Source organism: Mesorhizobium sp. LNJC391B00 (assembly GCF_000502535.1).
Taxonomy (GTDB): Bacteria; Pseudomonadota; Alphaproteobacteria; order Rhizobiales; family Rhizobiaceae; genus Mesorhizobium.
The window spans coordinates 74,499-96,688 of sequence record NZ_AYWI01000011.1 but is presented as its reverse complement, the minus strand read 5'-3'; the positions used below and the strand labels follow the sequence as shown (position 1 = coordinate 96,688).

Sequence of the window (22,190 nt, the reverse complement as noted above, 5' to 3'; positions counted from 1 at the left end):
CGATGCGAGGTATGGTCCCGGCGATTTTTCACGGAAAGGTATCAGCATGGCCGCCTTCAAGACACTCGACGATATCGGCAATATCAGCGGCAAGCGCGTGCTGGTGCGCGTCGACCTCAACGTGCCCGTCGCCGACGGCAAGGTCACCGACGCCACCCGCATCGAACGCATTGCGCCGACCATCGCCGAACTGTCCGGCAAGGGCGCCAAGGTCATCCTGCTCGCGCATTTCGGCCGCCCGAAGGATGGTCCCTCGCCCGAATTCTCGCTGGAGCCGATCGCCAAGGCTGCCGCGGAGGTGCTTGGCCGCCCCGTCGGCTTTGCCGGCGACTGCGTCGGCGACACGGCGGGCAGTGCGGTCGCCGCCATGAACAAGGGCGATGTGCTGCTGCTGGAAAACACCCGCTTCCACAAGACCGAGGAGAAGAACGACCCGGCCTTTACAGAGCGGCTCGCCGCCAATGGCGATATCTTCGTCAACGACGCCTTTTCCGCCGCCCACCGGGCGCACTCCTCGACCGAAGGCCTGGCGCGGCTGTTGCCGTCCTATGCCGGCCGCACCATGCAGGCCGAGCTCGAGGCGCTGGAGAAGGGGCTCGGCAATCCGGTCCGCCCTGTCGTCGCCATTGTCGGTGGCGCCAAGGTGTCGACCAAGATCGACCTGTTGATGAACCTGGTGAAGAAGGTCGACGCGCTGGTCATCGGCGGCGGCATGGCCAACACTTTTCTCGCTGCGCGTGGCACCGCTGTCGGCAAGTCGCTGTGCGAGCATGACCTTGCCGCGACCGCCAAGCAGATCATGATCGAGGCCGCCGAAGCCGGCTGCGCCATCATCCTGCCTGTCGACGGTGTCGTCGCCAAGGAATTCAAGGCGGGTGCCGCCAGCGAGACCGTTGCCATTTCGGATGTCCCGGCTGACGGCATGATCCTCGATGTCGGCGAAAAGACCGTGAAGACGATCGGTGAATGGATCGACCGCGCCGCGACGCTGGTCTGGAACGGCCCGCTCGGCGCCTTCGAGATCGAGCCTTTCGACCACGCCACGGTGGCGGCGGCCAGGCACGCGGCGGCCCGCACCAGGGCCGGCAAGCTGGTCTCGGTCGCCGGTGGCGGCGACACGGTGGCCGCCCTCAACCATGCCGGCGTCGCCGACGACTTCACCTATGTCTCGACCGCCGGTGGCGCTTTCCTGGAATGGATGGAAGGCAAGCCGCTGCCCGGCGTCGACGTCCTGAAGAAGCAGGCCTGATCGGGACGAGGGCGTCAAACGAGGCGCTGGAAACTTTCAATCGATTCGAGCTTTCCGATGCCATTCCTTTGGCGGTAGACTTCCCTTAAGCGCGGAACAACACCGTCAAGGAGAAGCAAAAATGAGCGAACGTCTCGAAGACATTGCCGCCGCGATGGTGGCCGGCGGCAAGGGCCTGCTGGCCGCCGATGAGAGCTCCGGCACCATCAAGAAGCGCTTCGACGTTATCGGCGTCGAATCGACCGCCGATAGCCGCCGCGACTACCGCGAGATGATGTTCCGCGCCAAGGACGCAATGACGAAGTACATCTCCGGCGTCATTCTCTACGACGAGACCATCCGTCAGAAGGCTGCCGACGGCACGCCTCTGGTCGACATCATCAAGGCGGCGGGCGCCATTCCCGGCATCAAGGTCGATGCCGGCGCCAAGCCACTCGCCGGCTTTCCCGGCGATACCGTTACCGAAGGCCTCGACGGCTTGCGCGAGCGGCTCGCGGATTATTACAAGCTCGGCGCCCGCTTTGCCAAATGGCGCGCGGTGATCGACATCGACACCGGCAAGGGCGTGCCCTCGGCCAATTCGATTGCCTCCAATGCCCATGCGCTGGCCCGCTATGCCGCACTGTGCCAGGAGGCCGGCATCGTGCCGATCGTCGAACCGGAAGTGCTGATGGACGGCGCGCACGACATTGCCACCTGCTACGACATCTCGAAGGCAACGCTGATCAAGCTCTATGACGAGCTGCATGCGGCGCGCGTTGTGCTGGAAGGCACCATCCTGAAGCCGAACATGGTGCTGGCCGGCAGGAAGTCGGGCAAGGTGAGCAGCCCCGAAGAGGTCGCGGAAAAGACCATAAAACTGTTCCGCGAAACCGTACCGGCAGCGGTGCCGGGCATCGCCTTCCTTTCGGGCGGGCAGTCGGACGAGGAGGCTACCGCCAACCTCAACGCCATCAACGCCATCGGCCCGCATCCGTGGAAGCTGACCTTCTCCTATGGCCGCGCCTTGCAGGCCGCCCCGCAAAAGGCCTGGAGCGGCAAGGCATCGAACGTCGCCGCCGGCCAGGCCGCCTTCACCCATCGTGCCCACATGAACCATCTGGCGGCGCTGGGACAATGGACGGCGAGCCTCGAACAGGCCGCCTGAGCGCAGTCCTCCCGTTGTCATACAACCCGGGCCGATGCGCCCGGGTTTGTTTATGCAAAGCCCGGCTTGGACGGAGTTCGTCCATCCTTATCTCCTTTTCGGCAAAAGCTGACGGCGATGTCGGTTTCTGCCCACCCCAAACGTCCTTGGGTGAACAGACAGGGAGAACTTCATGACTCGCAGCAAGGTGGTTTCGCGTGAAGACTGGTTTGAGGCGCACAAGGCGCATCTGGCGCGCGAGAAGGAATTGACACGGTTGCGTGAGCGCATCGCCGCCGAGCGGCGTGAACTGCCCTGGATGAAAATCCGCAAGGACTATGTCTTCGAGACCGAGCAGGGTCCGAAGAACCTGGCCGGACTGTTCGGCGCCAACAGCCAACTGATCGTCTACCACTTCATGATGACGCCAGGATCGAACCACCGCTGCGAAGGCTGCTCCTTCCTTGCCGACCATATAGACGGCGCCGATCAGCATCTCAGGCACCACGACGTGTCGCTGGTGGTGGTTGCGCGCGCGCCGCTGGCGGAACTGCTGCCTTACAAGCAGCGTATGGGCTGGAAATTCGACTGGGTGTCGTCCTACGCCTCGGATTTCAACTTCGACATGCAGGTCTCCTTCACCGACAAGCAGATCGCGGGCGGCGACACCACCTACAATTTCGAGACGCGTCCGCGCACGTCAAAGGACCTTCCCGGCACCAGTGTTTTCTACAAGGAAGAGAACGGCGACATATTCCTTACCTTTATGTCGCGCGCCCGCGGCGGCGAGGCGCAGATCGGCACTTACGACTATCTCGACATGACACCGAAGGGCCGCGGCGAAAATGGCCCTTATCATAGCCTGATGGACTGGGTGCGGTTGCATGACGAATATCAGGACAAGCAGGCGGACAAGCCGAACTGCTGCGACTAGAAGCTCGTTCACCTCAGGCGAAACTTGCGCTAAGGCTGCCGCTGATCTCTAAACGGTATCGCCATGCGCTTCCCGGCCCTTCTTACCTGGCTCGCCTACCCCGTTTATGTCTGGCAGGGCCTCGGCGTGCGCCGCCGCACCACCCGCATGCTGCCGGCACAAGGGCCGGTCATGCACGAAATATCGGGCAAGGCGCCGGCCATCTCGCTGCTGGTGCTGGGCGATTCCTCGGCCGCTTCCGTCGGCATCGGCAATTCCGAGAACGGGCTTGCCGCGCAGCTTGCAATGCTGGTCGCAAAACGAACCGGCCTTGCCGTGCGCTGGCGCGCCGCCGGATTCAACTCGGCAACGTCGGGCCAGATCCGCGACCATGTGCTGCCCAATCTGTCGGCCGATCGGTGGACGCACATCGTGCTCGCCATCGGCACCAACGACACCAAGAATTTCCACTCGGTGCCGCGCTTCAAGAAAGAGTTCGGCGGCCTGCTTTACGCGCTGCGCGCCAAATGGCCGGAGGCCCGCGTCGTCTGGTCGCCGGTGCTGGAATTCACCCGTGCGCCGGCCATGCCGCCGCTGCTCGGCAAGATACTCGAAATCCGCGCTACCGCAATGAACCGCATGGGCGAGCGCCTCTGTTTCGAGCGCGGCGCCGTGCCGGCGCCACGGCTGCCGATCACCAACCCTGAGGCCGGCTTTGCCTCCGATGGCTTTCATGCCTCGGAAGCCGGTTACCGCGCCTGGGCCGAACATCTGGTCGGATGGGTGCTCGCCGATTGACCTGAGGGGGCACAAGCTCGGACTGGTGGGCTTCAGAGAACTGACGCGAGTATTTCCAAATACTGTTGATTGCAGCCTGCTTCCAATGGATCTGAGCCAGAATATCATCCAGCAGCAATGGATGAGCTACGGCCTGGATTCCGAAACCGGCAACGACACCTGCACGCTGACCGGCAACCGCGCCGAATCGAGCAAGCATGTCATTCCGGCCGGCCCGGCCAACGCCACGCCTTTTATTGCGGCGAACCTGCCGGAATTCATGACGACGCGCGGTGGCGATTACTTCTTCGTGCCCAGCCTCAACGCCATCCGGATGATTGCCATGGGAACGGTGGACCCGACCTGACCCTCAAGGCTATGCCCAGTGCCCCAGCGCACCCGCCAGCGCGATGGCCGCCATGGCGATCAGGGCCAGCTTCCAGAAATCGCCGCGCCGCTTCAGGCCCGGCCAGCCGAGCGGCTTGATCAGCTGAATGGCCATCATGCCGATGATGACGAGCGCGAGGAGTTTCGACATGCCCGCCTTTGAGCAGCATCGCGACAGGCTGTCAAAGCGGTTCTTGCATGGTCTCGGTCGACTTGGCCATTCCTGACAAAAGGCTCGTTTCCGAACCGACCGCCAAGCACCTCGCAGCTTTCTTCAACGAGCTGACATGCTCCTGACAGACTGCTGTCAGGAGGGGTATGCAATAGTGTCTCCATCAGAGAAGAGGAGATGGTCATGAACAGCTTTGGTATTTTGAACAGCGTACAGCACTATGTCGGCAAGATCCGCACGATGCGCAATGAAGTTCGTACCCAGCGCTTCCTGAACTCCTTGCCGGCGGACATCCGCAAGGACATTGGCTGGCCGGATATGTATGAGGGTCACAGCCGCATTCGCGAGATCTGAGGCGTTTTACATGACAATGCTTGGATGCGGACCCCGCAACGCCCGGATCATTGACATCGACCCCCGGGCGGCGACCCCTCGGGCTGGCGCAAAAACTTTGGCGCCTGCTACGGACAATGCTGAAGGCTCCTGACAGAATGCTGTCAGGAGCACCATGCCATAAACGTGTCAGGAGACATGAATGGTGAAAAGCTGGAACGACAGGCTGAACACGCCGGGCGTCAACGGCGTGAAGCCGACGCCACGCACAATGGGCGACGTCGTCGAGGGCCAGCCGATGCTGGTGCCGACGGCCCGTCAGGTCGATGATTTCATTCGCACGATCCCCAACGGCGTCGAGATGGATGTACGCGCCTTGCGCACCGCCCTCGCCATCGAGCATGGGGCGCAAGTGACATGTCCGGTCACCATCGGCTATCATCTGCGCACCGTCGCCGAAGCCGCCAATGAGGATCTCGAACGCGGCATGACGCTGAACGATATCACGCCGTACTGGCGTGTGCTCGACGTGAACACGCCGACAACGAAGAAGTTGTCCTTCGGCGCGGAATTCGTCGCCGTGCAGCGCAGGCGCGAAGGACTTAAACCATAATGCGTGTCGCCCAAAAGTGCGCAGCGGTTTTTGGGAGAACGACAAGCATAAAACAGGACATGGATGTCACCCGGAACCGGTTTTGGGACCATGACATTCATAGACAAGCAGCCGAGGGACCATACGATGCGACGTGCCGACAGGCTCTTTCAGATCGTGCAGCACCTGCGTGGCGGCCGGCTGGTCACCGCCCAGAAGCTCGGCACATGGCTCGAGGTTTCCGAGCGGACCATCTACCGCGATATCGCCGATTTGCAGTCGACCGGAGTGCCGATCGACGGCGAGGCCGGCGTCGGCTACATGATGAGGGAGGGTTTCGACCTTCCGCCGCTGATGTTCACGCGTGACGAAATCGTCGCGCTGGTCGCCGGCGCCCGCATGGTGCGGGCCTTTGGCGGCGCGGCCATGGCGCGTGCGGCCGACGAGGCGCTGGTCAAGATCGGCGCCGTCCTGCCCGACGCCGAGAAGGACCGCATCGCCCGCACCGAGATCCACACGCCGATGTGGGTGGTGAGCGACGCCGCGCGTGAGGCGATCGACGTGATCGAGCGCGCTGTCGAGAAGCGACAGGTGCTGACCATCGACTACCGCGACGAGGCCGGCCGCGGCACCGGGCGTGACATCCGTCCGCTCGGTCTGTGGTTCTGGGGCAAGGTATGGACGCTGGTTGCCTGGTGCGAGATGCGCGACGATTTCCGCGCCTTCCGCATCGACCGCATCGCCTCGGTGGTCATCGCCGGCCGCATCTTCAAGCCTGAGCGAGGCAAGCAGCTTGCCGACTTCTACCGCGCCGTCGAACGCTCGGAGGACTATGGCATGACGCCGGACCGGGCGGCGCGCAGCTGAGACTTCGATAATCAATGAAAAAGCCCGCTCGAAGCGGGCTTTTTTGATGAACTGTCGCAAACCTTACTCGTCGTCCGCATCTTCCTTCTTGGACTTGAGCGCCGAGAGCTTGGCGAACACGGCGTTTGCGTCGAGCTCGGCATCCTCGTCCTTCGGCTTCTCCGGCGCCGGCACCAGGCGCTCGGTCACGGCAGCCGGCAGCAGCGTGTCGCCGACAGGCTGCGCCTGCTCGCGGCCGCGCGAGGCGCGGTTGACTTCCATGTCGAGGTCGATCTGCGAAGCGAGACCCAGCGTCACCGGGTCCATCGGCTGCAGATTGGCCGAATTCCAGTGCTTGCGCTCGCGGATCTGTTCGATCGTCGACTTGGTCGTGCCGACCAGGCGCGAAATCTGCGCGTCCTTCAATTCCGGATGGTTGCGGACCAGCCACAGGATGGCGTTGGGCCGGTCCTGGCGCTTCGACAACGGCGTGTAGCGGGGACCCTTGCGCTTGGATTCCGGCACCCGCACCTTGGGGTCGGATAGTTTCAGGCGCTGGTTCGGATCCTTCTCGGCGCGTGCGATCTCGTCGCGGGTCAGCTGTCCCGTCATGATCGGATCCATGCCCTTGATGCCCTGCGCCGATTCGCCGTCGGCGATCGCCTTGACCTCGAGCGGATGCAACCCGCAGAACTGCGCGATCTGCTCGAAGGACAGCGCGGTGTTGTCGACCAGCCAGACGGCGGTCGCCTTGGGCATCAGCAGCGTATTGGCCATTTCAAAAATCCTTCTCGTTCGCCCGCGTTCCCGCGCGGGCGGTGGTTTAGAGCCACCAAAATGGGAAATTCGCGGCCTGTATAACCGCTCCGTTGCCGTTTCGCAATGTTTTTGGCGCAGGGCGCAGCCGTCGGACACCGGACAGCAGGGGAGGCCAGGAGGACCTCGGCTCCGGCGATCATTGATGCCGAGTTGTAACAGGGGTCCAAAACGACAAAACCCGCCGGACAGGGTCCAGCGGGCTCGGAACCGGCGACGGGATACCGTCTGCGGCGGCTCTTGCTTCTGCCGCGTGGTCAGGCCTCACTGGCCGACCATGCTTCGAATTAGATGGCCTTGCGGGCAATCCTCTCGATGTCGCCGCGGCTGATGCCGAGGTCGCTGAGCTGACGGGCGTTGAGCTTGTTCAGCTCGCGCACGGTTTCGTTGTACATACGCCAGTTACGGAAAGCGCGGATCGGGTTCATGGTTGTCCTCCAGTTGTTGGATCAAATCGTTTCGATGACGCTTAGATAGGCAGTGCTGCCCACGAATTGAACAGACGTCTTTGCATAGCCGCAATGCAAATGCTGCATTGCAGCATTAAGCTTCTGTTCATCTTGCCGACAGGCTGAGCGCGGAGGATGAGCGAGATTCAGGTCAGGCCGAGCCGAGAATGGCGGCTCCCGAGAACCGGCCTACGCCGGCCGTAGCCTTAACTGCCGCAACCCCTCATGGGGGCTTCGGCCGGCGGAGGCGGGAAGCGCAGGGAGCCGCCATTCGCAGGCCGGCCTCACCTGACTCTCGCCCATCTACCCGACGTCGAGAACGATCTTGCCTATATGCTCGCCCTCTTCCATGCGCTCATGCGCCCGCCATGCGTCGGTCAGCGGGAAGATCATGTCCATCACCGGCGCTACCTTGCGGGTGCCGAGCAGCGGCCACACCTGTGCTTCCAGTGCGGCGGCGAGCGCCGCCTTGAACTCGACCGTGCGAGGCCGCAGCGTCGAGCCGGTGTGGGTCAGCCGCTTGACCATGATTTTCGAGAAATCGGCGCTCGCCATCGCGCCGGCCTGGACGGCGATCTGGACGATCCTGCCCTCGACCGCGGCGGCCTCGTAGTTGCGCGCGATATAGTCGCCACCGACCATGTCGAGTATGACGTCTGCCCCGTTGCCGCCGGTCGCATCCTTGACCGCCGCGACGAAATCCTCCTCGCGGTAGTTGATCGCCCGGTCGGCGCCGAGCTTCAGGCATGCGTCGCATTTCTCCTTCGAGCCGGCGGTGGTGACGACATACGCGCCGAAGGCCGACGCCAGCTGGATCGCCGTGGTGCCGATGCCCGATGAGCCGCCATGGACCAGCAGCGTCTCACCCTTTTTCAAGCCGCCGCGCTCGAACACATTGTGCCAGACGGTGAAATAGTTTTCCGGAACCGCGGCCGCCTCCGTGTGGGTGAAGCCGGCGGGCAGCGGCAGCACGCTGCCGGCATGAACCTTGACATATTCGGCATAACCGCCCCCCGGCGTCAGCGCGCAGACCCGGTCGCCGATACGCCAGCGCGATATCTCGTCGCCAAGGGCGGCCACTTCGCCCGATGCTTCGAGGCCGGGCAGGTCGGAAGCGCCGGGCGGCGCCGGATAGGCGCCCTTGCGCTGCTGCACGTCGGGGCGGTTGACGCCGGCCGCACGCACCCGGATCAGGATTTCGCCGGGACCAGGCACCGGCACGTCGCGCGTTTCCGGTTTCAGCACCCGCGGCCCGCCCGGTTGCGAGATTGCGATGGCCGTCATCGTGGCTGGAATTTTATGTCCGCTCGCCATGAAATTTCCCGTCTCGGTCCGCCGGTCTGTCGCCGGCTGCCAGCTTCTTGCCGGCTGTTTGCATCTGCGCCCCTGCCCTATGTATGCTGATTGCCGGATCAGGCAAATGGCCAAATCAGCCCAATACTGAATAGGGAGGAGCGACGATGGCGATCTTCGACGACGAACCCAAAAAGAAAGCCCGCCCGCATGAGATCGGACAGGATCTGTCGCTGCTTTCGGTCGGTGACCTTACCGAACGGATCAGCATCCTGCGCGACGAGATTGCCCGGCTCGAAGCCGAGCTCCAGACCAAGGGCAGCACCAAATCGGCGGCCGAAGCCCTGTTTCGCCGCGGCTAGTTTTCGCGTTAGTTTCGGCGTTGAGCATCCGCCGCCGAAAGCCCGAATGCGCCTGTCTTCAGACCCCGCCACCGAATCTCCAGACGGATCAAACAATGTTTGCAAGCTACAGGCCGATCCTCTCGCTGCTTCGCGGCACCGCTTTCCTGCTCGCGGCTTCGGGACTGCACGGCCTGTTGTTGCCGTTGCGAGGTCAACTCGAAGGGTTTTCGACCGCATCGCTCGGTCTGATGGGCACGGCCTGGGCCGGTGGCTTCGTCACCGGCTGCTTCTTCGCACCGCGCCTGGTGCGCCGCGCCGGCCACGTCCGGGCGTTCGGCGCCTTTGCCGCTTCGGGCGCCATCGTGGCGTTGCTTACCGGCCTGATCATCGACGAATATGTCTGGATCCTGCTGCGTGCCTTCACCGGCTTCACCATGGCCGGCGCCTTCATGGTCATCGAAAGCTGGCTGAACGAGAAGGCCACCAACGAGAACCGCGGCACCGTCTTCGGCCTCTACATGATGGTCACCTATGCCTCGATCATGGGCGGCCAGATGATCGTTGCCAGCGGCGACGTCAGATCGGCGTCGCTGTTCATGATCACCGGCATATTGTTCTGCCTATCACTGATCCCGACCGCGGTGTCGTCGGCTTCGTCTCCCAAGCCGCTGCAGGACGTCAAGCTCGACGTCAAAGGCCTCTACGCCAACTCGCCGGTGTCGGCGATCGCCTGCCTGTTGGTCGGCATCGCCAATGGCGCCTGGGGCACGCTTGGCGCCGTCTACGGCGCCCGTATCGGCATCTCCACCGCCCAGATCGCACTGATGATGAGCCTTGTCGTTATTGCCGGCGCGGCCATGCAGCTTCCGGCCGGACGCCTCTCCGACAAGACCGACCGCCGTTTCGTGCTGGCGGGCGCGGCTTTCGGCGCCGCACTGTTCGCCATCCTGATCTTCCTGTTCGAACCGCGTTCCGCCGTCCTCGTCATTGTCTTCGCCGCCACCTACGGCGCCTTTGCCTACACGCTCTATTCGATCGCCGTGGCGCATGCCAACGACCACGCCCGATCGGAGGATTTCGTCAAGGTCTCGGGCGGCCTGCTGCTTCTGTATGGCTTCGGAACCATGATCGGGCCCTTGCTGGCTGCCGCCCTGATGGGCTGGCTCCGCCCCGAAGGCCTGTTCCTGGCCACCGCGCTGGCGCATCTCAGCCTCGCCGCCTACACGCTGCTGCGCATCAGCCGCCGCGCGCCGGTGCCGATCGAAGACCGCGATGCCTTCAAGACCCAGCCGGCCGATCGCTCGGTCACCCCTGAAGCACTGCGGCTCAGAAAAGCGGAAGCCGACGGTTGAGATTTGAAAAGCTTTGCCCCACAAGTATAGGCATGATCTTTTCTGACGCCTTCATGGCGATTGCCGACCCCAGCCGGCGCTATCTTCTGGAAGAGCTCCGGCGCGGCCCGAAAACCGTCAACGAACTGGCTTCGGGCCTGCCAGTCTCCCGCCCGGCCGTGTCCCAGCATTTGAAAGTGTTGCTGGACGCCGGTCTGGTTCAGGCCAAGGCCGAGGGCACGAGGCGGGTCTATACAGTCAGCAGTGGCGGCTTCCTCAAGCTCAATATTTGGCTTGATCAGTTCTGGGAAGCATAGGCCGCGATTCCAGCTCGCCTCCCTGGCTTTCAAGTGTCCGTTGCCAGCGCCTTGCCCAGCGCATCGAGCAGGAATCCGGTACCATGCTCGCGCGATGACGGTGTGTCGTGCCCATCGAGAAACGCGCCCTGCTCGGTGAGCACCAGACGCGTGCCCGTGCCTTCCGGGCGAAGCTCAATTGTCGCCAGCGAAACCGAGATTCTGACATCACCGAACAGCATGTCGTAGCTGTAGACGATGCGCTGGTTGGGCACGATGTCCTGATAGGTGGCGGTATAGGTGTGGATCGGCCCGTCCTTCGGCCCGCCGGCATTGACCTCCTGGCCGCCGACGCGAAAATCCATTTCGTGCCTGTGGGTCATCGGGTTGTCGGGGTCGGCGAACCAGCGCCGCTTGGCGGCCGGATCGCTGAGCGCGAAATAGACTTTCGCCGGCGCAACTGGATAGAGGCGCTCGAGGACGAAGGTGGAGTGGACGACGGATCGTTCGGCCATGGTCGGGTCCTCTTGGTCAGCTTGATGGTTTCTGCGCGACGAAGACGCCGTCGCGATAGGACGCGCCGAAATAGACTTCGACGGCGCGCAACCTGTCGCCATGGAACAGATGCAGTTCGGTGTTGCGGAAGGTCTTTCCGTCCGCCGTCTCGCAGCGATAGAGGACAAAGGCGGCGTCCTCGTCCTCGCATATCCGCTCGATGACGATCGAGCTGAAGGCCGGGCTGTCCGGCCAGCAGCGCTCGAAATAGGTCGCACGGTCGATGGCGTCGTCATAGGGGCTGGTGAAGGTGAAATCGTTGGCGAGCACCGCCGCGACGGCAGGCTTGTTATTCGCCTGGTAGGCGGAAAAATAGCCGCGGATCAACTCCGCTCTGCTTTTGCCGGGCATGGTCATTTCTCCTCTGCTTCAGGTCATTCGGTCTCGGCGAGAAAATCGCCGAGCCGGTCGAGCCGACGCTCCCATGTCAGCCGCCGTTCGTTGATCCAGTGTTCTGCACTGCGCAGCGCCTGCGGCGCGATCTGGCAGGTGCGCACGCGGCCGAGCTTTTCCGAGCGCACCAGCCCGCTTGCTTCGAGCACGTTGAGATGCTGGACGACGGCCGACAGCGACATCGCCAGCGGTTCGGCCAACTGGCTGACCGAGGCCGGCCCACGCGACAGCCGCTCGACCATGCTGCGCCTGGCCGGGTCCGCGAGCGCCTGGAACATCAGGTCGAGCTGGGCGGGATCGTGCAGCATCGCGATCAGCCGTTATTGTAGGGAAAGAACTTGAAGTAGGGCTGCGCCTCCTCGATCACCCGGGCGAAAGACGGCCGCTTGAGCAGGCGGTCGTGGCAGCGTTTCACGGCCGGATAGCTGTCGCCGAACGGCTCGACCTTGTTGGCGTAGAACAGCGCCGGCGAGGCCGCGCAGTCGGCCATGGTGAAGGTGGGGCCGGCCGCCCAGAGTTTCGAGCGCATCTCCTCCTCGATGATCGCATAGGCGTTGCGCAGTTGCGCGCGCGCCTCGTCGACCCCGAACGGATCGGTCTTGTCCTGCGGGCGCAACTTGTCGCCGACGATCTTCTGCATCGGCGCCTGCACGTAGAAATCGTAGAAACGGTCGGCCTGGCGGACCTGGAGAGCAAGGTCGGCCTCGGCCGGGATGAGCTCGACCGGCCCGGGATAATGCGCGGCCAGATATTCGATGACGATGGTCGATTCCAGCACCGTGCGATTGCGTGCATCGTCACGCAGCGCGGGCATCTTGCCGGTCGGCGACACCTTCAGGAGTGCTGCCCGCGACTGCTCGTCGCCGAGGTCGACGATAACCGGCGTAAAGGGCGTATCGTTCTCGTAAAACGCAATCAGCGGTTTCCAGCAGAACGATGCCAGCGGATGGAAATGGAACGTCAGGGACATTTTTTGCTCGTCTGTTTGCGGTTCGTCGATACTGGAGCGGTGCCAGCCAGCGCCAATACTGAAGCATTTACTTAACTATTTCCGTGAGGCGAATGTGTCAAGGTTCGAGACTGCCTTCAGGGCTTGGTATGCGTGACGATGGCGGCAACGATCGTGCCCCAGTCGTCGGGATGCAGTTCGTGGCCACCGCCTTCGACGCGGACAAGCCGCCCGCCGGCAACAGCGTCGGCAAGGGCTGCGCCATGCTCGACCGGAAAGATCGGATCCGATGTCCCGTGAATGACGAGCAGCGGAACCTTGATCTCGCACAGGCGTCCTTTCAGATCCTCGCAGCTCTTCAGCATGAAATGGTTGGTCGCGCTCAGGAAGCCGCCGGATCGGTCGTAGTCCTGTTGGACGAACGCGCGCATCGCCTTCTCGTCGAAGGGATGCGCGTTGCTGGCGATCGCACGCGCATCCTTGACGACGAAGCCGATCACCTGGTCGCGGTCCGACCAATCGACCTTGGCGCCATCGGCCGAGTGCTCCATATAGGCCTCGGTCGTCCCCGGCAGGTGCGATGTATCGATCCCCACCGGCGAACTGCTGATCACCGTCAGTGTGATGACACGCGAGGGATGTTTCAACACCAGTCGTTGCGCGATCATGCCGCCCATCGACATCCCGACCACATGCGCCTTGCCGATGCCGCAACCGTCGAGGACGCGCACCGCATCGTCCGCCATGTCGTCGAACGTATACGGCGGCTCGCCCGGCGTATATTTGGTCGACAGGCCGGTGTCACGATTGTCGTAGCGGATCACGAAGTGGCCTTCGCCGGCGAGCTTTTTGCAGAGCGCCTCCGGCCACCAGAGCATCGAGGCCATGGCGCCCATGATCAGCAGAATGGCTGGATCTCCGGGATCGCCAAACGTCTGGGAGACGATTTCGGGTGCTGCGGCCCTTGTCATGGGACTCTCCTCCTATCGGCCAATCAAAGGCCAATCAAACTGGTTGCATTTTGCAATCGGTTGCACGATAATAAAACTGATACGATAATGCAACCGGTTTTTTGAGGAGAGTCGGATGAAAACCGAACACCGCTCGGGATGCCCTATCAATCTGTCGCTGGAAGTGTTCGGCGATCGCTGGAGCCTGATCATCCTGCGCGACATGATTTTTGGCGGCAAACGCCACTTTCGCGAACTGCTCAACGGCTCGATCGAGGGCATCGCTTCCAATATCCTGGCCGACCGGATGAAGCGGCTGATGGAACTCGGCATGCTGACCAAGGCCGACGACCCCTCGCACAAGCAGAAGGCGATCTACAGCCTGACCGAGATGGCCATCACGCTGGTGCCGATCATGGCGCATCTCGGCGCTTGGGGCCGCGTCTGGCTGCCGGTGAGCGAGGAGCTTTCGATCCGCGCCGAGCTGCTGGAGAAAGGCGGGCCGCCAATGTGGGAGCAGTTCATGGACGAGTTGCGCCACGACCATCTGGGCACGCCTGTCGCCACACCCGCGCAGCCTTCCGTCCGCGCTACATTGCAGGCCGGATATGAGGCGGTGGTAGCCCGCAAGGCGTCGAGCGGCATCGAGGCCCCGGCCGCTTGACCAACTTATTTCCCCATTATCAGGCCGGCTCTGCTATCAAGGGGCTGAAAAACATAATTTACGGGATTGGATAACGCTCTTGGTCGAGAACTCTAAGGATGCTGCCCGCGCCAGGGCAGATATGCGTTTCAAGAAGCAGGAAGAGGCAGCCACGGTGCGGCAAAAGGCGATGGCGGAGTATGTCGCCGAGGCCGACGCCCGCCAGGCCAAGACCAACAAGCTCCGGGCATTGCGCCTTGCCAAGGAAGCGGAAGACCTCGCCAACGCCCCTGCCGTTCCGGTCAAGAAAGCGCCCCGAGCCAAGAAAAAATAGCGCGGCCTTCTTCATCGACGCCCGATCTGGATGCCGGCGGATCGTATCCGCCATGTGCCACGATCAGCAATGCCCGCCATTTCCGCTTTCCCACGCGAAGCAATTTCAACCGCAACCGGGATTTCGCATCCCGCATGTCAGGCGATGATTGACGCGTTTTGATCAGGAGACAGCCATGACCGCACTGACCCTCGAAAAAGCCAAGCACATCATCGACGCCGCCTTCGCCAAGGGCGCCGAGCTGAAGCTCAAGCCGCTCGGCGTTTCCGTGCTGGACGCCGGCGCGCATCTCGTCGCCTTCCAGCGTCAGGACGGAGCCTCGTTCCTGCGCCCGCAAATGTCGGCCGGCAAGGCCTATGGCGCGCTCGCCATCGGGATGGGCTCGCGCCGTGTCGAGGCTTTCGCCAAGGAGCGGCCGCATCTCGTCGCCGGCATTTCCGACGTCTCGGGTGGACGCGTGTTGCCAGTCGTCGGCGGCGTGCTGATCCGCGACAAGGCAGGCGCCGCCATCGGCGCCGTCGGAATTTCGGGCGATACGTCGGACAATGACGAGGCCGCCGCCATCGCTGGCATCGAAGCCGCCGGCTTCACCGCCGATCCGGGCTGAGGGGGAGCTTCGTCATCCCAGGGCGAAGCAGGAGCGAAGCTCCGTCGCGAAGACCCCGGGATCCATGCCGCGACCTTTGCCGCAAGTGTAAGCGGAGCAGAATTCTGAACCGTTGCAACGCCTTAGCTTCACGGAATGGATCCCAAGGTCTGCGCCGCGTCGCTTCGCTCCTTGCTTCGCCCCAGGAGGACCAGAAAGAGCAGCCACGCCAATCGCGAACGGATGCGACCATCCAACGAAGGCGGCTAGTTCAAATTTATGTCTCTACTCGCCGACCGCATCGACACCGAAAACCCGGCCAGCACATCGAACAGGGCGATCACCATCAGCGTGAAGAAGACGGAGTGCGCCGCGCCCTTCACCAGCAGGAACTCGACCAGGAACGCCACGAAGACCAGCGTCGACAACAGATGGTCCATGATCGAGGCGTTCGTGGTGCGCACCGACTTCACCATTTCGAGGAACAGGAAGATCAGCCCGATCACCACCATCAGGTCGCCGAGCGTCATCGAGAACACCCCGCCCGACATCATGCTGAACGAGAAGATCTCGGTCGCCCACGGATCGTCGCCGCTGCCGAATATTCCGAGGAGTCCGAGATTGTAGGCCACGAAGGGCACGATCAGCAGCGGGATGGCACCGAACATCAGGCGTCTCCTCTAGCAATTCCAGGAAAGCGGTTTCCCAAGGAATTGCCTAAACAATGGGGGCACCTTCTGTAGAATGCCCCGCAGGCACGCCGTCAAGATTTTTCGCTAGCGCCCGCAAACACGGAAAAAGACCGCGCGAAACAACCCTGTCAGCCACAGTTGCCCCGGCTGACCACCGACACGCCGGGATTCAGCGCTTGAACTGGCCTGTCCGCACGGCGGCGCCGATAGCGTTGAGGATGAAAAGGCCGGCGGTCATCGAGGTGATCTCGTTGACGTCGCGCGCCGGCGCGATCTCGACGATGTCGATGCCGACGACACGTCCCTTGGCGAACAGCCCCTTGACCAGTTCGATCGTCTGCCGGTAGCTGATGCCGCCAGGCGCCGGGCCTTCGACCGCCGGCATGACAGCGGGATCGAGACCGTCGGCATCGATGGTCAGGTAATAGCGGCCACGGTCCGGGATGCGCTTGAGCAGCGCCGCCGTACCGATATCCTGCCATTCATTGGCGGTGACGATGTTGGAGCCGTAGGCGCGGGCCGCCTCGACCTCCTCGAGCCGGGCGCTGCCCTGGCCGCGGATGCCGAGCAGGAAAATCCCGGCTATATGCGCCATCTCCGAAGCGCGGCGGATGGGGCTGGAATAGCCTTCCCTGACCCCGTTGACATTGTCGCGCCAGTCGAGATGGGCATCGATCTGAACCAGGGTGATCGGCCCTTCGCCGTCAAGCGCCCGCAGGATCGGGATCGGAATGCCGTGATCGCCGCCAATGGTGATCGGCAAGGCGCCGGCGACGCGGATCTTTCGGATCGCCGCTTCGGCCAACCTGTAGTGGCCGCCGGCGGCATCGCCGGGGACATCGCCGACATCGACCACCTTGACGTCCTGCCCGTCAAACAGGGTTCCGCCAATGTCGAAATCATAGCGGTCGAGCCCGAGGCTGATGCGCTGCGAGGCGCGCCGCACCGCCGTCGGCGCGTTGGTCTGGTCGTTGACCAACTCGTCGATCGTGTAGGGACTGCCGTAAGGCATGCCGATGATGGCGACATCCGCCTTCAGCGCATCGAGGTCCTCGACCAGCGGGAAGTTCATGAAGGTCTGGAAGATATCGCGCGGTGCTGTGGTGAGCTTGGTCATGCGGTCCCTCTGAAGCCGGCCGATCATCGCGCGGAAGCGCCGCGACAAGGCATCACTCAATACAGCACCGCCGCCGCAGCTTGTATCGCCACGGACGCCCGGTCTTTGGCATAGTTGGCGGCGCGACGCGCACCAAACGCAAAAAAACCGGCCAATGGCCGGTTCTTTTGGCATTCAAACCCTTCGAAAGCTGGTCTCAGCTTTCCTTGGGCGTCAGCACCTGGCGACCGCGATACATGCCGGTCTTCAGGTCGATATGGTGCGGGCGGCGCATTTCGCCGGAATTCTTGTCCTCGACATAGGTCGGGGCCTTGAGAGCGTCGGCCGAGCGGCGCATGCCGCGCTTGGACGGAGAGGTTTTTCGTTTCGGAACGGCCATGGATATGCTCCACTACATGGTCAAAATGCCCCGATAGCCCTCGTGAAAGGGCCGCGTCAGGGCCATAATCTGAGAAAGTCGGGTGCCTATACACGCCCTGCGCCGTTTTGGCCAGCACCGTGGCGATTTTTTTTGAACTGGCAGCGGTTCTACCTAATCAAGACAACCGACATACGCGCCCGAACGGCCGGCGCGGCGTTCGATCAGCGACGCCAGGCGCCGCAGACCCGGACCGGGCTTGGCCGGATTGCGGGCGATCGGATTGGGCAACGAGACGGCGAGCAATGCCGCCTGCCGCCGCGACAGCTGTTTGGCCGAAACCCCGAAATGATGCTGCGCCGCCGCCTCGATGCCGTAAATGCCCGGCCCCCATTCGGCGATGTTGAGGTAGATCTCCATGATCCGTCGTTTTGACATCACCGCGTCGAAATAGACGGCCAGCGGCAGTTCGACCACCTTGCGCACCGAGCCCAGCGGCCGCGACCACAGGAAAAGGTTCTTCACCGTCTGCATGGTGATGGTGGAGGCGCCGCGCGTCGCTTCGCCGGCCAGCGCGTCGTCGACGACGCCGCGCAATTCGCCGAGATCGATGCCGCGATGGAAGCAGAACTGCCCGTCCTCCGACATGATCACCGAATTGGCCAGCACCGGCGACACATCGTCGATCGACACCCAGCGCCGGTCGTAACCGGAGAAGGTCGCGAGGTCTTTGACCATCAAGGTCGATATCGGATGCACGAAGGACGGCAGATAGAGGAAGGTCAGCCCAATGGGTATCGCCGCCAGCACGACGGCGACGACCAGGCCACGCCGTGCCAGGCGCTTCAGACCGGCGCGGTTCACGCGCCTTGGTCGCGCCATCTCAAACCCTTCGGTTTCATGATCGACGATCGGTTCCGTCAAGCCGCCCCCACCCGCGCCACTCTCCCGCCTCCGGCATAATGGCGCGAGGCTTCTTGCGCAACGTCTGAGTGTCGGCTACCGCTCCCGGCCATGACGAAAGACGAGCAATTGGCCTTTGAGGCCGCACTTCTGGGGCGGGCGGCGGCGATCGAGGCCGGGCTCAGGCTGCTGCTCGACGGCCGCACGCTTGCCGGCGAGATCGCCCGGCCGGAGCGTCTGATGGCGGCCATGCGCCATGGCGTGCTGAACGGCGGCAAGCGGCTGCGCCCCTTCCTGGTCATGGAAAGTGCCGCCCTTTTTGGCGCCGATGGCGAGGCGGCGATGCGCGTGGCGGCGGCGCTCGAATGCGTGCATTGCTATTCGCTGATCCATGACGATCTGCCTGCCATGGACGACGACGATCTGCGCCGCGGCCAGCCGACCGTGCACAAGGCCTTCGATGAAGCCACCGCCATACTTGCCGGCGATGCGCTTCTGACGCTTGCCTTCGATGTCCTCGCCGATGAGGCGACGGCGCTGCCGGCGGAGCGCAGGGCGGCGCTGGTGCTGGCGCTGGCGCGCGCCGCCGGCACGGGGGGCATGGTCGGCGGGCAGACGCTCGATCTCGAAGCCGAGCGCAACAGGCCGGACGAGGCCGGCATCGTCCGGCTGCAGGCGATGAAAACCGGCGCGCTGATCCGCTACGCCTGCGAAGCCGGCGCGATCATTGCCGGCGCTGCACCGCAGGACCGCGACCGGCTGGCCGAATTCGGCTCGGCGGTCGGGCTTGCCTTCCAGCTTGCCGACGACCTGCTCGACCTGACCGCCGATGCCAGCCAGATGGGCAAGGCGACCGGCAAGGACGCAGCCGCCGGCAAGGCGACGCTGGTCGCGCTGCATGGCGCGAACTGGGCGCGCAGCCAGCTCCATGGGCTGGTCAAGCAGGCCCATGAATTGCTTGAGCCTTACGGTGAACAGGCAGCCTTGCTGAAGGCAGCGGCAAGCTTCGTGGCAATCCGCAACAACTGAGGTTTGGGCAATCGGATGCCGAACCGTTTTCGGAATTTGTCGGCCTTGCGCTGCCTTGCTTGGTGTCTCTCAAATGCCCCAAAGCAACTGGGCGCGCTATCTGACCTTGACGACGACCTTGCCCTTGGCGCGTCCTGTTTCGACGTAAGCCAGCGCCTCATTGGTCGCTTCAAAAGGAAAGACCCTGTCGACGACCGGGCGAATCGCCCCATCTTCGATGAGGGACGTGATTTTGCTCAGCTGCTCACCTTGCGCCGACATGAACAGGAACGAAAATCCCACGCCCCGGCGCTTGGCTTTGGTCCTGATACCACGGCTCAGCAGCCGCAGCAGCAGCCTTAGCACCACGTTCAGTCCCTGTTTCCAGGCAAATTCGGGATCCGGAGGACCGGAAATCGAGATGAGCTTCCCACCCGGTTTCAGCACAGTCAGGGATTTCTCAAGCGTCTTGGCGTCCTGGCTGTTCAGGACGACGTCGTAGCCCGACAGGATTTTCTCGAAGTCGTCCTTCCTGTAGTCGACGACGACATCGGCGCCGAGATCCCTGACCAGATCGTTGCTTGCCGCGCCCGCTGTTGTCGCAACGATCGCGCCGAGGTGCTTTGCCAACTGGATGGCGAATGTCCCCACGCCGCCGGAGCCAGCCTGGATGAAGATCTTCTGGCCTGTCTTCAGACCCGCCCTCTCGATGAGAGCCTGCCAGGCGGTCAGACCGACCAGCGGGATCGAGGCCGCCTCTTCCATGCTGAGGTTCGCCGGCTTCAGCGCCACGTCGGCTTCATCGATTGCGATGAATTCGGCGAATGTCCCGATCCGGCCGTCGCGCGGCCGCGCATAGACGGCGTCGCCGGGTTTGAATTTGCGGACTTTCGAGCCCACCCTGACAACCCTCCCGGCAACGTCGTGACCGAGGATGAAGGGCCGGCGATAGGGAAGGACGAGTTTGAATTCGCCGGTCCTGATTTTGGAATCCAGCAGGTTCACCCCGGCGGCATGGACCTCGACCAGGACGTCATTGTCCAGCAGCTCCGGCTCCGGCATCTCGGCCAGCCGCAAAATGCCTTTCTTGCTATATTTATCGACAACGAATGCCTTCATGGCAGTGACTTTCTGAGAGTGTCCGTTGGTGTGCCGTTTGTGTGTGAATTCTCCGTCCCACCGTTGTTCAGACCGGCAGGCGGAACTGCTTGCGCAAGGTCTTGTCGAACATCCCCGCGGGGGCGAAGCGGCGCAGCAGGCTGACCTGGCGCGCTGCCTTCCCTGCGGTATAGCGCCGTCGCGGACGGGCGTCGGTCGCTGCCTTGACGACCACATCCGCCACCACTTCCGGCCGATCGGCTTTGGGCATCACATCGGCAAGCAGCGCCTTGAGACCGGCGCGCGCCTGATCGTAGTCCTTCAACAGGGAATCCGGCTCGATGCCGTTCTGGTCGAAGACGGTGCGCACGAATGCCGGCTCGATGACCGAGACGCGAATGTTGAAGGCGCGAACCTCATGATCGAGCGATTCCGAATAGCCCTCCAGCGCGTGCTTGACCGCCGAGTAGTGCGCTGAGTATGGCGCGGGCACCAATCCTAGAATCGAGCCGATGTTGACGATGCGCCCTTGGCCGCGGCGCCGCATCGACGGCAACACCGCATTGGTCATGCGCATGACGCCGAACAGATTGACGTCGAACAGAGCCTGCACCTGTGCGACCGAAGATTCCTCGGCGCCGCCAAGCAGGCCGACACCGGCATTGTTCACCAGCAGATCGATACGACCGGTCTGGGCCAGCACGGTTGCAACGAGGGCGCTGACGGACTCCCCGTCGGTCACGTCGCAGGTCAGCATGGACACCTTAGCCGGGCCGTTGCCGGCCTTGCTGCGGCTTGTCCCGAAGACGGTATACCCCGCCCGCGCCAAGGCCTCGGCACTGGCGCGGCCGATGCCCGAAGAGGCTCCGGTCACGACTGCGGTTCTTCCCGAAAGGGTACTCATTTGATACTCCACAGACATGAGGGCTAGCTTTTTGCCGTTGATTGAATTATGATCGTAATATCACATTACACCTATAATGCAATAGCAGAAAGGAAGAGCGCCATGCGCTACGAAAAGGGCCGAAAGGACGCCTCTCGCGATCGCATCGTGGCGGTCGCAGCCCAGCGTTTTCGCGGTGACGGCATCGCCGCGTCCGGACTGGCAGCCATTATGGGCGACGCCGGACTGACGAACGGAGCCTTCTATCCGCATTTCCAGTCCAAGGCGGAGCTCGTGCGTGAAAGCCTTGTAGCGGCACTGGAGAGCCAGGTGCAGCAACTGCAGGAGGTATTGGCCGCCGGTGGTCCGGAGATGGGCATAGCGGCGTATCTGTCAGCTGCGCACCGGGACAACCCGGGAACGGGCTGCGCCAACGCCGCGCTGCTCCCGGAACTCGCGCGTCAGCCGCTCGAAACGCGACAAGTCTATACCGAACGCTTGCTGGTTCTGGTGCGCCAGTTGTCTGCAGCGCTTCCGCACGCCAGGGATCCGGAAGGCGTTGCCATGGGCGTCTTTGCGACCCTCATCGGCGCGCTTCAACTGGCCCGCGCGGTGGCAGGGACCGAATTGTCGGATCGCTTCCTTGCGGCAGGAGCAGATGCCGCGCGCAGGCTGATCCAGACATCTGAGGGTGAGAAGGCATCCTAGGTTGGGGGCGGCAACCGCAAAAGGCCCCCTGACATCGTCATGCGGGTCGCACACAGGAAAGGCCGGCCTTTGGAGGCAGGCCGAACCGC

31 protein-coding genes are annotated in these 22,190 nt (G+C 63.1%); 16 read left to right on the top strand and 15 right to left on the bottom strand.

The window, feature by feature from the left end; translation table 11 throughout:
• The first annotated feature begins 46 nt into the window (after positions 1-46).
• The 5 genes from X750_RS141210 to X750_RS141230 all read left to right on the top strand — a co-directional run bounded on the left by X750_RS141210 (position 47) and on the right by X750_RS141230 (position 4,432).
• Positions 47-1,249 (top strand): phosphoglycerate kinase, encoded by a 1,203-nt coding sequence (locus X750_RS141210; protein WP_023670132.1) that lies wholly within the window; start codon positions 47-49, stop codon positions 1,247-1,249.
• Between the two features lie 121 nt (positions 1,250-1,370).
• Positions 1,371-2,396, top strand: coding sequence for a class I fructose-bisphosphate aldolase (locus X750_RS141215; protein WP_023748338.1), 1,026 nt, complete (start codon positions 1,371-1,373; stop codon positions 2,394-2,396).
• Between the two features lie 172 nt (positions 2,397-2,568).
• On the top strand, positions 2,569-3,309 hold the full coding sequence (locus tag X750_RS141220) for a thioredoxin family protein (protein WP_023737389.1): 741 nt from the start codon (positions 2,569-2,571) through the stop codon (positions 3,307-3,309).
• Positions 3,310-3,372: 63 nt separating this feature from the next.
• Positions 3,373-4,086: an SGNH/GDSL hydrolase family protein gene (locus X750_RS141225; RefSeq protein ID WP_023706280.1), complete on the top strand. Its 714-nt coding sequence runs from the start codon at positions 3,373-3,375 to the stop codon at positions 4,084-4,086.
• A 25-nt stretch (positions 4,087-4,111) separates the two neighbouring features.
• Positions 4,112-4,432, top strand: a complete 321-nt coding sequence (locus X750_RS141230; protein ID WP_155922469.1) for a hypothetical protein — start codon at positions 4,112-4,114, stop codon at positions 4,430-4,432.
• 9 nt (positions 4,433-4,441) lie between these two features.
• Here the strand turns inward: X750_RS141230 and X750_RS1000000164995 are convergent, their stop codons facing one another.
• Complete coding sequence (locus X750_RS1000000164995; protein WP_023683991.1) at positions 4,442-4,603, bottom strand: hypothetical protein; 162 nt, start codon at positions 4,601-4,603, stop codon at positions 4,442-4,444.
• Positions 4,604-4,807: 204 nt separating this feature from the next.
• On the opposite strand from X750_RS1000000164995, the gene X750_RS1000000164990 reads away from it, so the two are divergent.
• From X750_RS1000000164990 to X750_RS141240, 3 genes are all read left to right on the top strand, one after another.
• Positions 4,808-4,978 (top strand): hypothetical protein, encoded by a 171-nt coding sequence (locus X750_RS1000000164990; RefSeq protein ID WP_023670139.1) that lies wholly within the window; start codon positions 4,808-4,810, stop codon positions 4,976-4,978.
• 181 nt (positions 4,979-5,159) lie between these two features.
• The gene (locus X750_RS141235; protein ID WP_031197101.1) at positions 5,160-5,570 is read left to right on the top strand and encodes a hypothetical protein; all 411 of its coding nucleotides are present in this window, start codon (positions 5,160-5,162) and stop codon (positions 5,568-5,570) included.
• A gap of 126 nt (positions 5,571-5,696) precedes the next feature.
• Positions 5,697-6,416 carry a YafY family protein gene (locus X750_RS141240; protein WP_023683994.1) on the top strand — a complete coding sequence of 240 codons (720 nt, stop codon included), beginning with the start codon at positions 5,697-5,699 and terminating at the stop codon, positions 6,414-6,416.
• A 63-nt stretch (positions 6,417-6,479) separates the two neighbouring features.
• On the opposite strand, the gene X750_RS141245 is transcribed toward X750_RS141240, so the two are convergent.
• The 3 genes from X750_RS141245 to X750_RS141250 form a co-directional block, all read right to left on the bottom strand.
• Entirely contained in the window at positions 6,480-7,172 is a 693-nt protein-coding gene (locus X750_RS141245; RefSeq protein ID WP_023670142.1) for a DUF1013 domain-containing protein, read from the bottom strand.
• 326 nt (positions 7,173-7,498) lie between these two features.
• Entirely contained in the window at positions 7,499-7,639 is a 141-nt protein-coding gene (locus tag X750_RS1000000164985; protein WP_023670143.1) for a DUF1127 domain-containing protein, read from the bottom strand.
• A 324-nt stretch (positions 7,640-7,963) separates the two neighbouring features.
• On the bottom strand, positions 7,964-8,974 hold the full coding sequence (locus X750_RS141250; RefSeq protein ID WP_031196069.1) for an NAD(P)H-quinone oxidoreductase: 1,011 nt from the start codon (positions 8,972-8,974) through the stop codon (positions 7,964-7,966).
• A gap of 146 nt (positions 8,975-9,120) precedes the next feature.
• On the opposite strand from X750_RS141250, the gene X750_RS141255 reads away from it, so the two are divergent.
• The 3 genes from X750_RS141255 (at position 9,121) to X750_RS141265 (ending at position 10,945) form a co-directional block, all read left to right on the top strand.
• On the top strand, positions 9,121-9,315 hold the full coding sequence (locus X750_RS141255; protein ID WP_023748336.1) for a DUF1192 domain-containing protein: 195 nt from the start codon (positions 9,121-9,123) through the stop codon (positions 9,313-9,315).
• A 95-nt stretch (positions 9,316-9,410) separates the two neighbouring features.
• Entirely contained in the window at positions 9,411-10,649 is a 1,239-nt protein-coding gene (locus X750_RS141260) for an MFS transporter (protein ID WP_023748335.1), read from the top strand.
• Positions 10,650-10,681: 32 nt separating this feature from the next.
• The gene (locus X750_RS141265) at positions 10,682-10,945 is read left to right on the top strand and encodes a metalloregulator ArsR/SmtB family transcription factor (RefSeq protein WP_023748334.1); all 264 of its coding nucleotides are present in this window, start codon (positions 10,682-10,684) and stop codon (positions 10,943-10,945) included.
• Positions 10,946-10,974: 29 nt separating this feature from the next.
• On the opposite strand, the gene X750_RS141270 is transcribed toward X750_RS141265, so the two are convergent.
• From X750_RS141270 to X750_RS141285, 5 genes are all read right to left on the bottom strand, one after another.
• Positions 10,975-11,439 (bottom strand): SRPBCC family protein, encoded by a 465-nt coding sequence (locus X750_RS141270; protein ID WP_023715031.1) that lies wholly within the window; start codon positions 11,437-11,439, stop codon positions 10,975-10,977.
• A 16-nt stretch (positions 11,440-11,455) separates the two neighbouring features.
• Positions 11,456-11,830 carry a nuclear transport factor 2 family protein gene (locus X750_RS141275; RefSeq protein ID WP_032904808.1) on the bottom strand — a complete coding sequence of 125 codons (375 nt, stop codon included), beginning with the start codon at positions 11,828-11,830 and terminating at the stop codon, positions 11,456-11,458.
• Between the two features lie 23 nt (positions 11,831-11,853).
• Positions 11,854-12,180 carry a metalloregulator ArsR/SmtB family transcription factor gene (locus tag X750_RS0133515; RefSeq protein WP_031198036.1) on the bottom strand — a complete coding sequence of 109 codons (327 nt, stop codon included), beginning with the start codon at positions 12,178-12,180 and terminating at the stop codon, positions 11,854-11,856.
• 5 nt (positions 12,181-12,185) lie between these two features.
• Positions 12,186-12,842, bottom strand: a complete 657-nt coding sequence (locus tag X750_RS141280; protein WP_023748333.1) for a glutathione S-transferase family protein — start codon at positions 12,840-12,842, stop codon at positions 12,186-12,188.
• 116 nt (positions 12,843-12,958) lie between these two features.
• Positions 12,959-13,792, bottom strand: coding sequence for an alpha/beta hydrolase (locus X750_RS141285; protein ID WP_023748332.1), 834 nt, complete (start codon positions 13,790-13,792; stop codon positions 12,959-12,961).
• 115 nt (positions 13,793-13,907) lie between these two features.
• Here X750_RS141285 and X750_RS141290 point away from each other — a divergent pair, with 115 nt between their 5' ends.
• The 3 genes from X750_RS141290 to X750_RS141300 all read left to right on the top strand — a co-directional run bounded on the left by X750_RS141290 (position 13,908) and on the right by X750_RS141300 (position 15,355).
• Positions 13,908-14,435 carry a helix-turn-helix domain-containing protein gene (locus X750_RS141290; protein WP_023684001.1) on the top strand — a complete coding sequence of 176 codons (528 nt, stop codon included), beginning with the start codon at positions 13,908-13,910 and terminating at the stop codon, positions 14,433-14,435.
• Between the two features lie 79 nt (positions 14,436-14,514).
• The gene (locus tag X750_RS141295; RefSeq protein ID WP_023748331.1) at positions 14,515-14,748 is read left to right on the top strand and encodes a hypothetical protein; all 234 of its coding nucleotides are present in this window, start codon (positions 14,515-14,517) and stop codon (positions 14,746-14,748) included.
• 175 nt (positions 14,749-14,923) lie between these two features.
• Positions 14,924-15,355, top strand: a complete 432-nt coding sequence (locus X750_RS141300) for a heme-binding protein (RefSeq protein ID WP_023684003.1) — start codon at positions 14,924-14,926, stop codon at positions 15,353-15,355.
• Between the two features lie 245 nt (positions 15,356-15,600).
• Here the strand turns inward: X750_RS141300 and X750_RS141305 are convergent, their stop codons facing one another.
• The 4 genes from X750_RS141305 to X750_RS141320 form a co-directional block, all read right to left on the bottom strand.
• A complete protein-coding gene (locus X750_RS141305; RefSeq protein WP_023670154.1) occupies positions 15,601-16,002 on the bottom strand; it encodes a hypothetical protein in 402 nt (133 codons plus the stop codon).
• 193 nt (positions 16,003-16,195) lie between these two features.
• Positions 16,196-17,143 carry an agmatinase gene (locus tag X750_RS141310; protein WP_023748330.1) on the bottom strand — a complete coding sequence of 316 codons (948 nt, stop codon included), beginning with the start codon at positions 17,141-17,143 and terminating at the stop codon, positions 16,196-16,198.
• 196 nt (positions 17,144-17,339) lie between these two features.
• Complete coding sequence (gene rpmF / locus X750_RS141315; protein WP_008834724.1) at positions 17,340-17,522, bottom strand: 50S ribosomal protein L32; 183 nt, start codon at positions 17,520-17,522, stop codon at positions 17,340-17,342.
• Positions 17,523-17,675: 153 nt separating this feature from the next.
• Positions 17,676-18,383: a transglycosylase domain-containing protein gene (locus X750_RS141320; RefSeq protein ID WP_050586887.1), complete on the bottom strand. Its 708-nt coding sequence runs from the start codon at positions 18,381-18,383 to the stop codon at positions 17,676-17,678.
• 132 nt (positions 18,384-18,515) lie between these two features.
• On the opposite strand from X750_RS141320, the gene X750_RS141325 reads away from it, so the two are divergent.
• Complete coding sequence (locus X750_RS141325; RefSeq protein ID WP_023742782.1) at positions 18,516-19,433, top strand: polyprenyl synthetase family protein; 918 nt, start codon at positions 18,516-18,518, stop codon at positions 19,431-19,433.
• A 96-nt stretch (positions 19,434-19,529) separates the two neighbouring features.
• Here the strand turns inward: X750_RS141325 and X750_RS141330 are convergent, their stop codons facing one another.
• Both X750_RS141330 and X750_RS141335 read right to left on the bottom strand, forming a co-directional pair.
• Positions 19,530-20,531, bottom strand: a complete 1,002-nt coding sequence (locus tag X750_RS141330; RefSeq protein ID WP_023748329.1) for an NADP-dependent oxidoreductase — start codon at positions 20,529-20,531, stop codon at positions 19,530-19,532.
• Positions 20,532-20,598: 67 nt separating this feature from the next.
• The gene (locus X750_RS141335) at positions 20,599-21,414 is read right to left on the bottom strand and encodes an oxidoreductase (protein WP_023748328.1); all 816 of its coding nucleotides are present in this window, start codon (positions 21,412-21,414) and stop codon (positions 20,599-20,601) included.
• 102 nt (positions 21,415-21,516) lie between these two features.
• Here X750_RS141335 and X750_RS141340 point away from each other — a divergent pair, with 102 nt between their 5' ends.
• Positions 21,517-22,101 (top strand): TetR/AcrR family transcriptional regulator, encoded by a 585-nt coding sequence (locus X750_RS141340; RefSeq protein WP_023748327.1) that lies wholly within the window; start codon positions 21,517-21,519, stop codon positions 22,099-22,101.
• The last annotated feature ends 89 nt before the right edge of the window (positions 22,102-22,190 follow it).

Bases quoted from the DNA above. Each gene is read 5' to 3' on its own strand.
- X750_RS141210 (WP_023670132.1), top strand. From the start codon at position 47: ATGGCCGCCTTCAAGACACTCGACGATATCGGCAATATCAGCGGCAAG.
- X750_RS141215 (WP_023748338.1), top strand. From the start codon at position 1,371: ATGAGCGAACGTCTCGAAGACATTGCCGCCGCGATGGTGGCCGGCGGC.
- X750_RS141220 (WP_023737389.1), top strand. From the start codon at position 2,569: ATGACTCGCAGCAAGGTGGTTTCGCGTGAAGACTGGTTTGAGGCGCAC.
- X750_RS141225 (WP_023706280.1), top strand. From the start codon at position 3,373: ATGCGCTTCCCGGCCCTTCTTACCTGGCTCGCCTACCCCGTTTATGTC.
- X750_RS1000000164995 (WP_023683991.1), bottom strand. From the start codon at position 4,603: ATGTCGAAACTCCTCGCGCTCGTCATCATCGGCATGATGGCCATTCAG.
- X750_RS1000000164990 (WP_023670139.1), top strand. From the start codon at position 4,808: ATGAACAGCTTTGGTATTTTGAACAGCGTACAGCACTATGTCGGCAAG.
- X750_RS141235 (WP_031197101.1), top strand. From the start codon at position 5,160: ATGGTGAAAAGCTGGAACGACAGGCTGAACACGCCGGGCGTCAACGGC.
- X750_RS141240 (WP_023683994.1), top strand. From the start codon at position 5,697: ATGCGACGTGCCGACAGGCTCTTTCAGATCGTGCAGCACCTGCGTGGC.
- X750_RS141245 (WP_023670142.1), bottom strand. From the start codon at position 7,172: ATGGCCAATACGCTGCTGATGCCCAAGGCGACCGCCGTCTGGCTGGTC.
- X750_RS1000000164985 (WP_023670143.1), bottom strand. From the start codon at position 7,639: ATGAACCCGATCCGCGCTTTCCGTAACTGGCGTATGTACAACGAAACC.
- X750_RS141250 (WP_031196069.1), bottom strand. From the start codon at position 8,974: ATGGCGAGCGGACATAAAATTCCAGCCACGATGACGGCCATCGCAATC.
- X750_RS141255 (WP_023748336.1), top strand. From the start codon at position 9,121: ATGGCGATCTTCGACGACGAACCCAAAAAGAAAGCCCGCCCGCATGAG.
- X750_RS141260 (WP_023748335.1), top strand. From the start codon at position 9,411: ATGTTTGCAAGCTACAGGCCGATCCTCTCGCTGCTTCGCGGCACCGCT.
- X750_RS141265 (WP_023748334.1), top strand. From the start codon at position 10,682: ATGATCTTTTCTGACGCCTTCATGGCGATTGCCGACCCCAGCCGGCGC.
- X750_RS141270 (WP_023715031.1), bottom strand. From the start codon at position 11,439: ATGGCCGAACGATCCGTCGTCCACTCCACCTTCGTCCTCGAGCGCCTC.
- X750_RS141275 (WP_032904808.1), bottom strand. From the start codon at position 11,830: ATGCCCGGCAAAAGCAGAGCGGAGTTGATCCGCGGCTATTTTTCCGCC.
- X750_RS0133515 (WP_031198036.1), bottom strand. From the start codon at position 12,180: ATGCTGCACGATCCCGCCCAGCTCGACCTGATGTTCCAGGCGCTCGCG.
- X750_RS141280 (WP_023748333.1), bottom strand. From the start codon at position 12,842: ATGTCCCTGACGTTCCATTTCCATCCGCTGGCATCGTTCTGCTGGAAA.
- X750_RS141285 (WP_023748332.1), bottom strand. From the start codon at position 13,792: ATGACAAGGGCCGCAGCACCCGAAATCGTCTCCCAGACGTTTGGCGAT.
- X750_RS141290 (WP_023684001.1), top strand. From the start codon at position 13,908: ATGAAAACCGAACACCGCTCGGGATGCCCTATCAATCTGTCGCTGGAA.
- X750_RS141300 (WP_023684003.1), top strand. From the start codon at position 14,924: ATGACCGCACTGACCCTCGAAAAAGCCAAGCACATCATCGACGCCGCC.
- X750_RS141305 (WP_023670154.1), bottom strand. From the start codon at position 16,002: ATGTTCGGTGCCATCCCGCTGCTGATCGTGCCCTTCGTGGCCTACAAT.
- X750_RS141310 (WP_023748330.1), bottom strand. From the start codon at position 17,143: ATGACCAAGCTCACCACAGCACCGCGCGATATCTTCCAGACCTTCATG.
- rpmF (WP_008834724.1), bottom strand. From the start codon at position 17,522: ATGGCCGTTCCGAAACGAAAAACCTCTCCGTCCAAGCGCGGCATGCGC.
- X750_RS141320 (WP_050586887.1), bottom strand. From the start codon at position 18,383: ATGGCGCGACCAAGGCGCGTGAACCGCGCCGGTCTGAAGCGCCTGGCA.
- X750_RS141325 (WP_023742782.1), top strand. From the start codon at position 18,516: ATGACGAAAGACGAGCAATTGGCCTTTGAGGCCGCACTTCTGGGGCGG.
- X750_RS141330 (WP_023748329.1), bottom strand. From the start codon at position 20,531: ATGAAGGCATTCGTTGTCGATAAATATAGCAAGAAAGGCATTTTGCGG.
- X750_RS141335 (WP_023748328.1), bottom strand. From the start codon at position 21,414: ATGAGTACCCTTTCGGGAAGAACCGCAGTCGTGACCGGAGCCTCTTCG.
- X750_RS141340 (WP_023748327.1), top strand. From the start codon at position 21,517: ATGCGCTACGAAAAGGGCCGAAAGGACGCCTCTCGCGATCGCATCGTG.